This is a genomic window from Salinarimonas soli, assembly GCF_008386575.1.
Taxonomy (GTDB): Bacteria; Pseudomonadota; Alphaproteobacteria; order Rhizobiales; family Beijerinckiaceae; genus Salinarimonas_A; species Salinarimonas_A soli.
Window position 1 is genome coordinate 67,784 of record NZ_VUOA01000014.1, and the last position, 12,728, is coordinate 80,511.

Annotated in this window: 6 protein-coding genes; 4 read left to right on the forward strand and 2 right to left on the reverse strand. The window is 69.9% G+C overall.

Annotated features, from left to right (window positions below; genetic code table 11):
• Nucleotides 1-98: 98 nt before the first annotated feature.
• The 4 genes from treS (at nt 99) to F0L46_RS06055 (ending at nt 8,422) form a co-directional block, all read left to right on the forward strand.
• Nucleotides 99-3,365: a maltose alpha-D-glucosyltransferase gene (treS, locus tag F0L46_RS06040; protein ID WP_149816154.1), complete on the forward strand. Its 3,267-nt coding sequence runs from the start codon at nt 99-101 to the stop codon at nt 3,363-3,365.
• Nucleotides 3,362-5,800, forward strand: coding sequence for a 1,4-alpha-glucan branching protein GlgB (glgB, locus tag F0L46_RS06045; protein ID WP_240539886.1), 2,439 nt, complete (start codon nt 3,362-3,364; stop codon nt 5,798-5,800). Before treS ends, glgB begins: the two co-directional genes overlap by 4 nt.
• 219 nt (nt 5,801-6,019) lie before the next feature.
• Nucleotides 6,020-6,832, forward strand: a complete 813-nt coding sequence (locus F0L46_RS06050; protein ID WP_149816155.1) for an SDR family oxidoreductase — start codon at nt 6,020-6,022, stop codon at nt 6,830-6,832.
• A gap of 141 nt (nt 6,833-6,973) precedes the next feature.
• Nucleotides 6,974-8,422 carry an MFS transporter gene (locus tag F0L46_RS06055; RefSeq protein WP_240539887.1) on the forward strand — a complete coding sequence of 483 codons (1,449 nt, stop codon included), beginning with the start codon at nt 6,974-6,976 and terminating at the stop codon, nt 8,420-8,422.
• 39 nt (nt 8,423-8,461) lie between these two features.
• Here the strand turns inward: F0L46_RS06055 and glgA are convergent, their stop codons facing one another.
• A complete protein-coding gene (gene glgA / locus F0L46_RS06060) occupies nt 8,462-9,973 on the reverse strand; it encodes a glycogen synthase GlgA (protein WP_149816157.1) in 1,512 nt (503 codons plus the stop codon).
• A gap of 220 nt (nt 9,974-10,193) precedes the next feature.
• Entirely contained in the window at nt 10,194-12,686 is a 2,493-nt protein-coding gene (locus F0L46_RS06065; RefSeq protein WP_149816158.1) for a glycogen/starch/alpha-glucan phosphorylase, read from the reverse strand.
• Nucleotides 12,687-12,728 lie beyond the last annotated feature (42 nt).

A 12,728-nucleotide genomic window follows, 5' to 3' on the forward strand; every position in this document is an offset into this window, starting at 1 on the left:
GGATCCCCGTGGTACCCCCTCACCCCCGGCCCCTCTCCCCATGGGAGAGGGGAGACGCGGCTCACCCCGTCCTTCCGCCCTCACAGCCTGAGACGCCCATGATCGACCGCAGCGACGCGCAATGGTATCGCGACGCCATCATCTACCAGATCCACGTGAAGTCGTTCTTCGACTCGAACGACGACGGGGTCGGCGACTTCGCGGGCGTGACGGCGAAGCTCGATTACGTGAAGGATCTCGGCGTCAACGCCATCTGGCTGATGCCCTTCTATCCCTCGCCGCTGAAGGACGACGGGTACGACATCGCGGACTACCGGGGCATCAACCCGGCCTACGGCTCGATGCGCGACTTCAAGCGCTTCGTGAAGGAGGCGCATGACCGGGGCCTGAGGGTCATCACCGAGCTCGTGATCAACCACACCTCCGACCAGCACCCCTGGTTCCAGAAGGCGCGGCTGGCGCGCCCGGGCTCGGCGGCGCGGGACTTCTATGTCTGGTCCGACACGGACGAGAAGTACGAGGACACCCGCATCATCTTCCTCGATACGGAAGCCTCGAACTGGACCTGGGATTCGACTGCCAAAGCCTATTTCTGGCACCGCTTCTACAGCCACCAGCCCGACCTCAACTTCGACAATCCCCGGGTGCTGGAGGCCGTCACGGAGACGATGCGCTACTGGCTCGACATGGGGGTCGACGGGTTGCGCCTCGACGCGATCCCCTACCTCATCGAGCGCGAGGGCACGAACTGCGAGAACCTTCCGGAGACCCACACGGTCATCAAGGCGATCCGCTCGGCGCTGGACGAGAACTATCACGACCGCATGCTGCTCGCGGAGGCCAACCAATGGCCCGAGGAGACGGCGCAATATTTCGGCGACGGGGACGAATGCCACATGGCGTTCCACTTCCCCCTGATGCCGCGCATGTACATGGCGGTGGCGCAGGAGGACCGGCACCCGATCACCGACATCATGCGCCAGACGCCGGAAATCCCGGAGGGCTGCCAATGGGCGATCTTCCTGCGCAACCATGACGAGCTCACCCTCGAGATGGTCACCGACAAGGAGCGCGACTATCTCTGGTCGTTCTATGCCGGCGACCGGCGCGCCCGCATCAATCTCGGCATCCGCCGCCGCCTCGCGCCGCTTCTGGAGAACGACCGGCGCAAGATCGAGCTCTTGAACTCGCTCCTCCTCTCCATGCCCGGCACGCCCGTGCTCTATTACGGCGACGAGATCGGCATGGGGGACAACATCTATCTCGGCGACCGCGACGGCGTGCGCACCCCGATGCAATGGTCGCCCGACCGCAACGGCGGCTTCTCGCGCTCCGACCCCGCCCGCCTGTTCCTCCCCGCGATCCAGGACCCGATCTACGGCTTCGACGCCGTGAACGTGGAATCGCAGCTGCGCGCGCCCGCGAGCCTGCTCAACTGGACGCGGCGGATGATCTCGCTGCGCCGCGCGAGCCTCGCCTTCAGCCGCGGCACCTTGCGCTTCCTCTACCCCCAGAACCGCAAGGTGCTCGCCTATATCCGCGAGCACGAGGACGAGCGCATCCTGTGCGTGGTGAACCTCTCCCGCGCCCCCCAGGCCGTGGAGCTCGACCTCGCCGACATGAAGGGCAGCTCCCTCGTCGAGATGACGGGCGGGTCCGTGTTCCCGCCCATCGGCGACCTGCCCTACCTCCTCACGCTGCCGGCTTACGGCTTTCTCTGGTTCAAGCTCGCCGCCGTGCCCCACGAGGAGAACCGCTTCGGCCCGGCCCTCTCGCCGGAGCTCTTCACCCTTGTGCTCACGGGCAAGCCCGAGACCATCCTCCAGGGGCGCGAGCGCACGGCCTTCGAGCGGACCATCGTGCCGCGCTTCATCGCGAGCCGGCGCTGGTTCGCGGGCAAGGGCTCGCCGCTGAAGAACGTGCGCGTCCTCGACTTCGCCTCCATGAAGAACCGGAGCGGGGGCGACGCCTTCCTGCTGCCCCGCGTCGAGGTGGAGCTCGGCAACGGCGAGCGCCACGCCTATTTCGCGCCGCTCGCCGTGGAGGAAGGGCGCGAGGAGGAGTCGATCCTCGCCTACGCGGTGGCCCGCGTGCGGCGCGGCCGCCAGCTCGGCCTCCTGTTCGGCGCCGCCTCCTCCCCGGAATTCGCGCTGTCGGCGCTCAAAGCCATGCGGGCGGGCGACGAGATCGCCACCGACGGCGGCGGGCGCATCCGCTTCACGGCCACGAGCCGGCTTGCCGAGATGCCGGACGTCGACGCCGAGGAGATCCGGCGCATGGGGGCGGAGCAGAGCAACACCTCCATCGCCTTCGACCAGAGCATGATCCTGAAGCTCTTCCGCCGTCTCCAGCCCGGCATCCAGCCGGAGATCGAGGTGGGGCGCTTCCTCACGGAGGTGGCGGGCTTCGCCAACGCGCCGGAGCTGCTCGGCGTCATGGAGCACGAGGACGCGGACGGCACCCGCACCGGGCTTGCCGTGCTCCAGCGCTTCGTGCGCAACCAGGGCGACGCCTGGTCCTACACCCTCGACACGCTCCGCCGCGAGCTCGACCACCTGGCGCTCATCCCCGACGACGGCGGGACGCCGCTGAGCGAGGTGTTCGCCACCTATCTCGTCTATGCCCGCATCCTCGGCCAGCGCACGGGCGAGCTGCACCGGGCTCTGGCGACGCCGACCGACGACGAGGCCTTCCGCGCCGAGCCGATGACGGGGGCCGATCTCACCGCGGTCGCGGCCGACGCGCGGGCGCAAGCGGAACGCGCCTTCAAGGCGCTGACGGGCGTTCGGGGGCGCGTCCCCGACGAGACGGCGGCGGCGATCGACGCCCTCCTGGAGCGCCGCGACGAGTGCCTCGCCCTCGTCGACCGGCTTGCGGGCGCGGTGCCCGACGCCATGAAGATCCGCATCCACGGCGACTACCATCTCGGCCAGGTGCTCATCGTCCAGGACGACGTGATGATCGTCGACTTCGAGGGCGAGCCCTCGCGCAGCACGGAGCAGCGCCGCGCCAAGGGCTCCCCCTTGCGCGACGTCGCCGGCATCCTGCGTTCCTTCGCCTACGCGGCCGAAACCGGCGCCCGGGAGGTCGGCACGCGCTTTGGCGAGACGGAGGCGGTGCGCGTCCAGGCTGCGGCCGCGACCTGGCGCGAGCTTGCGGGCGAGGCCTTTTTGAGGGCCTATGAGGAGGCGGCCGCCGGCTCGCCCGGCTGGGTGGCCGACGAGGCGGCGCGTGCGCGGCTGCTGCGCCTGCACCTGCTCGGCAAGGCGCTCTACGAGATCAACTACGAGGCGGACAATCGCCCCGATTGGATCCAGACACCGGTCCACGGAGTCTTGTCGATCCTGAACGAGGAGACCGCATGAGCGACGAGAACGATCTGAAGAAGATGGACGAGTCGCGCAGCCCCCGCGTCGGCGCCAAGGCAAGCCAGGCCGCCGCCCTCCTGGCGACCGTCGCGGAGAGCGCGGCGACGCCCGTGCCGTCGGCCGGCGACACCGTCGAGCCCCCGGTGCCGGATACGACCCTCACGCCGCCGATCCTGGAGGTGCGCCCGCCGGCGCAAGGTCCGCGCGGGCGCCGCGGCGGCCGCGTGGAGCGCGTCACGGGCGCCGTGCAGCCCGACGCCATCGCGGCGATCCTGGCCGCGCGCCACGGCGACCCCTTCGCGGTGCTCGGCCCCCACCAGATCGAGCCCGGCACCTGGGAGGTGCGCGCCTTCTTCCCCGGCGCGCAGGGCATCACGATCGTCGGCTGGCACGACGAGACGGCTTTGGGCACCATGGAGCGCGCCCACCCGGAGGGCTTCTTCGTCGGCCGCATCCCGTCCAAGGAGCGGCCGGGCTACCGCTTCCGGATCGAGTATCCGCTGGCCACCCGGGTCGTGCACGACATCTACGGCTTCGGCGACATCCTCACCCCTGCCGAGCTGAACCAGGTCCGGGAGGTGGGCTCGGACGCCACCTACCGCGTGCTCGGGGCGCAGCGACGCAACGTCGGCGGGGCGGAGGGCTTCCTCTTCGCCGTCTGGGCGCCCAACGCGCGCCGCGTCAGCGTGGTCGGCGACTTCAACGACTGGGACGGACGGCGCAACCCCATGCGCCTTCGCCACGACGGCGGCATCTGGGAATTGTTCATCCCCGACCTCGTCGAGCGCATGAACTACAAGTACGAGATCGTCGGTGCGGGCGGCGACATCCTGCCCCTCAAGGCCGATCCCGTGGCCTTCGCGGCCGAGCATCCGCCGGCGACGAGCTCGGTGCTCACGGGCGCGCCGGACTACGCCTGGCGCGACGCCGCCTGGATGGCGGGCCGGGGCACGCACGATCCCCGCAAGACGCCGATCTCGATCTACGAGTGCCATCTGGGCTCGTGGGCGCGGGTGCCCGAGGAGGGCAACCGCTATCTCACCTATCGCGAGCTCGCCGAGCGGTTGATCCCTTACGTGAAGGAGCTCGGCTTCTCTCATATCGAGCTCCTTCCCATCACCGAGTTCCCCTTCGACGGCTCCTGGGGCTACCAGCCGATCTCGCTCTTCGCGCCGACCTCGCGGCACGGGAGCCCGGAGGACTTCAAGGAGTTCGTGGAGGCCGCCCACGCGGCGGGCATCGGCATCATCCTCGACTGGGTGCCGGGCCACTTCCCCAACGACGCGCACGGCTTCGCCTATTTCGACGGGACGCACCTCTACGAGCACGCCGACCCGCGCCAGGGCTTCCACCAGGATTGGGGCACCTACATCTACAATTACGGGCGCCAGGAGGTCTCGGCCTTCCTCGTCTCCAATGCCCGCTTCTGGCTCGAGCGCTACCACCTCGACGGGCTTCGCGTGGATGCCGTGGCCTCCATGCTCTACCTCGACTACTCGCGAAAGCACGGCGAGTGGGTGCCCAACCGCTATGGCGGCAACGAGAACCTCGAGGCGATCGACTTCCTGCGCAAGATGAACGAGGCGGCCTACGCCCATTCGCCGGGCGCCATCACGGTGGCCGAGGAATCCACCGCCTGGCCCGGCGTCTCGCACCCGACCTATACGGGCGGCCTCGGCTTCGGCTTCAAGTGGAACATGGGGTGGATGCACGACACCCTGCGCTTCATCGGCAAGGAGCCCGTGCACCGGCGCTACCACCACCACGACCTCACCTTCGGCCTGCTCTACGCCTTCTCGGAGAACTTCGTGCTGCCGCTCTCCCACGACGAGGTGGTGCACGGGAAGGGCTCGATCCTGGGCCGCATGCCCGGCGACCAATGGCAGCGCTTCGCGAACCTGCGGGCCTATTACGGCTTCATGTGGGGGCATCCGGGCAAGAAGCTCATCTTCATGGGCGCCGAGTTCGGCCAGGAGCGGGAGTGGAACCACGACGCGGGCCTCGACTGGGACAGCCTCGACGATCCGCTGCACGCGGGCGTGAAGGGCCTCATCGGCGACCTCAACGCCGCCTACCGCGCCATCCCGGCGCTCCACGAGCGCGACTGCGACGCGGAGGGCTTCCGCTGGCTGGTGTCGGACGACGCCGAGAACAACGTCATCGCCTGGGCCCGTCACGGGCTCGAGGACAGCCTCGCGGTGGTCGTCTCGAACTTCACCCCCGTGGTACGGGAGGGCTACCGCATCGGCGTGCCGGAGCCCGGCTTCTACCGCGAGGCCGTCAACACGGATGCCGGCATCTATGGCGGCTCCAACGTCGGCAATCTCGGCGGCGTGCAAGCCGAGCCGACCCCGAGCCACGGCCAGCCGTATTCGCTGACCCTCACGCTGCCGCCGCTCGCGACGCTGATCCTGGAACGGACGGAGGGGTGATGGATTTCACCTCTCCCCGCCGGGCGGGGAGATGGCTTCGGCTGCGGACCGGCAGCCGAAGCAAGCCCGAAGGGCGAGGGTGAGGGGGTCTGGACACGACCGCTCGACCGTCCAAGCCCCCTCACCCTTGCGCTGCCGCGCTCGTCGCAGGCCCCGGCGAGGGGGCCTGCGACCCTCTCCCCGCACGGCGGGGAGAGGTGAACCTCGCTGGAGCCGCCCATGTCCCCTCCCGTCCTCGACCTCAAAGGCCAGCCCGCCCTCGTCACGGGCGCCTCCTCCGGCATTGGGCTTGCCGTCGCGAAGGGCCTCGCCCGCGCCGGGGCGCGTGTGGCCGTGAACTACCACTCGGACCGGGAGGGCGGCGAGCGGATTGCCCGCGCGATCACGGACGAGGGCGGCACGGCGATCGCGGTGGGCGGCGACGTCTCGCGGGAGGAGGACGTCGAGCGCATCGTGGCCGAGACCGTCGCGGCCTTCGGCACGCTCCACATCCTCGTCGCTAATGCCGGCCTACAGCGCGACGCGGCCTTCCACGAGATGAGCCTCGACGACTGGCGCCGGGTGATCGACGTCAACCTCACGGGCCAGTTCCTGTGCGCCCGCGCGGCGGTGCGCGAATTCCTGCGCCGGGGCCGCGAGCCGGAGGTGAGCCGGGCGCTGGGCAAGATCGTCTGCATCTCCTCCGTCCACGAGGTCATCCCCTGGGCGGGCCACGTGAACTATGCCGCCTCCAAGGGCGGCGTGATGCTCATGATGAAGAGCCTCGCCCAGGAGGTGGCCGAGCAGGGCATTCGCGTGAACTCCATCGCGCCGGGCGCCATCCGCACCCCCATCAACCGCGAGGCCTGGGAGACGCCGCAGGCCGAGGCCGCGCTCCTGCGGCTCATTCCCTACGGCCGCGTCGGCGATCCCGACGACATCGCCAAGGCCGCAATCTGGCTCGCCTCCGACGAGAGCGACTACGTGACGGGCGCGAGCCTGTTCGTCGATGGCGGGATGACGCTCTATCCGGGCTTCCGGGACGGGGGTTGAGGGGGCTGATCTGCGGCTGTGCCGCGCGGTCTTGCGCTGGATCCCAGCCCTGCATGAAGCCGCCGCGCAGGCGGCTCCGCCCACTGGGAACTGCCAAGCCGCCCTCCCGTTCTCCCCTGAACGACCATGGGAGGAGAGCCGATGACGTCGCGGGCCACGGCCGCCGGGGCCATCGTCGAGACCGACATTCCGGCCCGGCTCGACCGGCTGCCCTGGAGCCGATTCCATATGCTCGTGGTGGCGGCGCTGGGGATCACGTGGATCCTCGACGGGCTGGAGGTGACGCTCGCGGGAGCCGTGTCGGGCGCCCTCAAGGAGAGCCCGGCGCTCCAGTTCACCAACACCGATATCGGGCTCGCGGCCTCCGCCTATCTGGCCGGCGCGGTGCTCGGCGCCGTGTTCTTCGGCTGGCTCACGGATTGGCTCGGGCGCAAGAAGCTCTTCTTCATCACGCTGTTCGTCTATCTCGCGGCGACGGCTGCGACGGCGTTCTCCTGGAACATCTGGAGCTTCTGCTTCTTCCGCTTCCTCACGGGAGCGGGGATCGGCGGCGAGTACACGGCCATCAACTCGACGATCCAGGAGCTCATCCCGGCCCGGGTGCGCGGCTGGACGGACCTCGTCATCAACGGGAGCTTCTGGGTGGGCGCGGCGGTCGGCGCTGGCGGCACGGTGATCCTGCTCGATCCCACCATCATCAACCCGGATTACGGCTGGCGCCTCGCCTTCTTCATCGGGGCGGTCCTCGGCCTCGTGATCCTGTTCATGCGCCTGTGGATCCCCGAGAGCCCGCGATGGCTCATGACGCATGGACGCGCCGAGGAGGCGGAGCGGATCGTGGCGGGGATCGAGCGCCGCGTGATCGCGGAAGGGCATACCCTTGCCGAGGGGCCGTTCGAGACGGTGCGCCTTCGCGCCCGCACCCATACGCCGTTGATCGAGGTGTTCGACACGCTCTTCCACCGGCACCGCTCCCGGGCGCTGGTGGGCCTCGCTCTCATGGCGAGCCAGGCCTTCTTCTACAACGCGATCTTCTTCACCTACGCCCTCGTGCTCACCGACTTCTACGGCGTGGCCTCGGACCGGATCGGCCTGTTCCTGCTGCCTTTCGCGCTCGGCAATTTCCTCGGGCCGCTCATCCTGGGCCGGCTCTTCGACACGGTGGGCCGGCGCCAGATGATCGCCTTCACCTATGCGATGTCGGGCATCCTGCTCACCGTGACGGGATACCTGTTCCAGCAGGACGTGCTGACCGCGACGACGCTGACGCTCTGCTGGATGGTGGTGTTCTTCTTCGCCTCGGCGGCGGCGAGCTCGGCCTATCTCACGGTGAGCGAGACCTTCCCCCTGGAGATCCGGGCGCTCGCCATCGCGGTGTTCTACGCCTTCGGGACGGGGCTCGGCGGGGTCGCGGGGCCGTGGGTGTTCGGGGCGCTCATCGAGAGCGGCAGCCGCACCAGCGTGTTCGGCGGCTACGTGTTCGGCGCCGTCCTGATGCTCGTCGCCGCCGTCATCGCCGGCCGCTGGGGCGTGGCGGCTGAGCGAAAGTCGCTGGAGCACGTGGCGCGGCCGCTCGCGGCGGCGGACTAGCGCCGCCTCCCCTCCCCCATGGGCGAGCGGGAACGCGCCCTAGCGCGCCGCCATCAGGCGCCCATACACGTCCTTGTAGCCGAGCGCCGACTGGCTCCAGCCGAAGGAGCGGGCCATGGCGGCGCGGCGCATGGCGGTGAGCTTGGAGCCCGAGCCGAAGGTCTCCATGCCGCGGCGCACGGCGTCGAGGAGGCCGCCGACGGACGGCTCGCGGAACAGGAAGCCCGTGACCCCGTCCTCGATCGTGTCGGCGAGCCCGCCCGTGCGGTGGGCGATGGGCAGGGAGCCGTAGCGCTGGGCGTACATCTGCGACAGGCCGCAGGGCTCGAAGCGCGAGGGCATGAGCAGGAAGTCGCTGCCGGCGAACATGCGCCGGGCCTCCGTCTCGTCGAAGCCGATGCGCACCCCGACGGAGCCCGCATGCTGCTGCGCGAGCCCGCGCAGCGCCTCCTCGAACCGGCCCTCGCCGCGTCCCGTCACCACGATCTGCCCGCCCTGCGCCACGATGGTCTCGGCCGCCGCGATGGCGAGGTCGACGCCCTTCTGGTGCACGAGGCGCGAGACGACCGCGAAGAGGGGCCCACGCGACACGGCGAGCCCGAAGGCCTCGCGGACATGGTCGGCGTTGGCTTGGCGGCCGTCCCAGTCGTCGGCGTCGAAGGGCGAGGCGAGGTGCGGGCAGGTCGCCGGATCCCAGCTCTCGTCGATGCCGTTGAGGATGCCCGAGAGGCAGCCCTGGTCGGCCTTGGCGCGCAGCAGGCCGTCGAGACCGCAGCCGAATTCCGGCGTCAGGATCTCCTGGGCGTAGGTGTCGCTCACCGTCGTGACGTGCGAGGCGTAGAAGATGCCCGCCTTGAGGAAGGACAGCTTGCCGTAGAACTCCACGCCGTCGATCTGGAACGCGCTGTCGGGCACGCCCAGAGGCGAGAGGCGCTCGGCGCCGAACAGGCCCTGGTAGGCGAGGTTGTGGATGGTGAGGATGCTCGGCGTGCGCTGCCCGCGCCAGGCGAGATAGGCGGCGGCGAGCCCGGAGGGCCAGTCGTTGAGGTGGAGGAGCGTCGGGCGCCACAGCGCCTCGCCGCGACCGCAGGCGATGTCGGCGGCGGCGAGCCCTAAGCGAGCGAAGCGGACGTCGTTGTCGTGCCAGTCGACGCCGTCGCGGTCGCCGTAGGGCGAGCCTTCGCGGTCGTAGAGGTCGGCACAGAGCAGGACGTAGACCGTGAGGCCGTCCTCCGTGTCGATGCGCCCGAGATCGCAGGCCGGAAGGCCAAAGGCGGCGGGCAGGCGGGCCACCACGGGGATGTCGGGATGGGCCTCCAGGATGGCGCGGTAGCCCGGGATGAGAACGCGCACGTCGTAGTGCTGGCGCAGCGTGCGCGGGAGCGCCGCCGACACCTCGCCGAGCCCGCCGGCCTTCACGTAGTCGGCCATCTCCGACGTGACGTAGAGGATCGGTTGACGTGCGTTCTCGTTCGCCTCGATGCCGCCCGCGGACGCATGCGCCCGGAGCGGCAGAGCCGCGCCGCAAGCCGTAGCCTGGATTGTCGCCATGTGATGTTTCGAGAGCGCCGCTGCCCCAAGGGCCCTGCCGCGCTCGAGCGGGACCGCACCCCTAACGCGCGCGCGACCCATTGGTTTCAGCTCGGCCGTAGAAAATTTTTGCGGTGCGGCAGAATATCTCGCATCTGCGAGGAAGGGTGAACGTTCGGTGAAGATCCCCGCCCCGTGCGGATGCGAAAAGGCCGCCCGGAGGCGGCCTCGTTCGCGTCGCTCAGCCCCGCAGCGGCACCCGCCAGATCTCCTCGGCATATTCGCGGATCGTGCGGTCGGAGGAGAACCAGCCGATGCGGGCCGTGTTGAGGATGCTCATGCGCCACCACGCCGCCGGATCGCGCCACAGGGCGTCGACCGCGCGCTGGGCGTTCCAGTACGAGTCGAAGTCGGCGGTGACGAGGTAGCGGTCGTTGTGGGTGAGCGCGTCGACGATCGGCCGGAAGCGCCCCGTGTCCTCGGGCGAGAACAGGCCCGACGACAGCGCCTCCATCACGCCGTGGAGCCGCGGCGAGGCCGCGATGGCGCCTTCCCCCTTCGCCCCGCCCCCGCGCAGCCGCACCTCGACCTCCTCGGTGGTGAGGCCGAAGATGAAGATGTTGTCGGCCCCCACATGGTCGCGGATCTCGACGTTGGCGCCGTCCAGCGTTCCGACGGTGATGGCGCCGTTGAGGGCGAACTTCATGTTGCCCGTGCCGGATGCCTCCATGCCGGCCGTGGAGATCTGCTCCGAGAGGTCGGCTGCCGGGATGATGCTCTCGGCGAGGCTCACGTTGTAGTTCGGCAGGAAGGCCACCTTCAGGCGCCCCGCCACCACGGGGTCGGCGTTCACGGTGCGGGCCACGTCGTTGGCGAGCTTGATAATGAGCTTCGCTTGCGCGTAGCTCGCCGCCGCCTTGCCGGCGAACACCTTCACCCGGGGCACGTGGTCGGCCTCGGGCTCGGCGCGGATCGCCTGGTAGAGGGCGATCGTCTCGAGGATGTTGAGGAGCTGGCGCTTGTACTCGTGGATGCGCTTGATGTGCACGTCGAACAGGGCCGAGGGGTCGAGCGCCACGCCGATGCGCTCGCGGGCAAGCCGCGCGAGCGCCTCCTTGTTGGCGCGCCGCTGGGCCTCGAAGCGCGCCTGGAAGGCGGGATCCTCGCTCAGGGGCACGAGGCCCTGGAGGGCCGCGGGATCGTCGAGCACACGCTCGCCAAGCGTCTCGACGAGGAGCCGGGTCAGGGCCGGGTTGGCCTGCTGCAGCCAGCGGCGGAAGGTGATGCCGTTGGTCTTGTTGGTGATCCGGTCAGGGTAGAGGGCGTGCAGGTCCTTGAACACGGTCCGGCGCATGAGGTCCGTGTGCAGCGCCGAGACGCCGTTGACCTTGTGGGCGCCAAGGAACGCCAGGTGGCCCATGCGCACCCGCCGGCCGTTGCTCTCGTCGATGAGGGAGATCCGGGGCAGGAGCTCGTCCGTCATCCGGCCGGCCTTCGACAGGCTCTCCAGGTGCAGAAGGTTGATGAGGTAGATGATCTGCATGTGGCGCGGCAGGAGCCGCTCCATGAGGCCCACCGGCCAGGTCTCCAGCGCCTCGGGCAGGAGGGTGTGGTTGGTGTAGTTCAGGGTGCCCCGGGTGATCGCCCAGGCGGGCTCCCAGGCCATGCCGTGCTCGTCCACGAGAAGCCGCATCAGCTCCGCCACCGCGATCGCCGGGTGGGTGTCGTTGAGCTGGATCGCCGCGTGGTCCGCGAGCGTCGCGAGGTCGCCATAGACCCGCACGTGGCGGACGATGAGGTCCTGGAGCGAGGCGGAGGTGAAGAAATATTCCTGCCGCAGGCGCAGCTCCTGGCCGGCGGGCGTGGCGTCGCTCGGGTAGAGGATGCGCGAGATCGCCTCGGCCCGGGAGCGGTGGGCGATGGCGCCCACATAGTCGCCGAGGTTGAAGGTTTCGAGCTCGATGGGGTCGGGCGCGCGGGCCGACCACAGGCGCAGCGCGTCGACGTGCCGCCCGCGCCAGCCCACCACGGGGGTGTCGTAGGCGACCGCGAGGATCGTCTCGGCGGCGTGCCACACGGCGCGGCTCGTGCCGTCGGGCTGGGGCGCCAGCTCTACGGCGCCGCCGAAGCGGATCGGGAACACCACCTCGGCCCGCTCGAACTCCCACGGATTGCCGAAGGACAGCCAGTCCTCGGGCACCTCGCGCTGCCAGCCCTCGGACACGATCTGGCGGAAGAGGCCGTAATCGTAGCGGATGCCGTAGCCGATCGCCGGGATACCGAGGCTCGCCGAGCTCTCCATGAAGCAGGCCGCGAGGCGCCCAAGGCCCCCGTTGCCGAGCGCCGCGTCGGGCTCCACGGCCCGCACCGCGTCGAGGTCGACGCCAAGATCGGCGAGCGCCTCCCGGGCGACCTCGGTGAGCCCGAGATTGCCGAGCGTGTCGGAGAGCAGGCGCCCGATGAGGAATTCCAGCGAGAGATAATAGACGCGCTTGCGCTGCCCCGAATCGGCTTCCCGGTTCGAGGCGGTCCAGCGGTCGACGATGCGGTCGCGCACCGCGAGCGCGGTCGCCACGAACCAGTCGTGGTCGCGGGCGCTGCCCGCCTCGCGGCCGACCGCGTAGGTGAGCTTGTCGAGGATGGCCTCGCGGAAGGCCTCGACGGCGGGATCCGGCTGCCTGGATTGGCGGCGCACGCGCACCGCGGCCTCGTCTCGGTTGTACACTGCGCTCATCCTCGTCGCTGCGGCCTGTGGAGCGGGTGAGCTCCACGCGCC

Excerpts from the sequence above, each read along its gene's own strand:
- F0L46_RS06050 (WP_149816155.1), top strand. The coding sequence starts at position 6,020 with ATGTCCCCTCCCGTCCTCGACCTCAAAGGCCAGCCCGCCCTCGTCACG.
- glgB (WP_240539886.1), top strand. The coding sequence starts at position 3,362 with ATGAGCGACGAGAACGATCTGAAGAAGATGGACGAGTCGCGCAGCCCC.
- F0L46_RS06065 (WP_149816158.1), bottom strand. The coding sequence starts at position 12,686 with ATGAGCGCAGTGTACAACCGAGACGAGGCCGCGGTGCGCGTGCGCCGC.
- glgA (WP_149816157.1), bottom strand. The coding sequence starts at position 9,973 with ATGGCGACAATCCAGGCTACGGCTTGCGGCGCGGCTCTGCCGCTCCGG.
- treS (WP_149816154.1), top strand. The coding sequence starts at position 99 with ATGATCGACCGCAGCGACGCGCAATGGTATCGCGACGCCATCATCTAC.
- F0L46_RS06055 (WP_240539887.1), top strand. The coding sequence starts at position 6,974 with ATGACGTCGCGGGCCACGGCCGCCGGGGCCATCGTCGAGACCGACATT.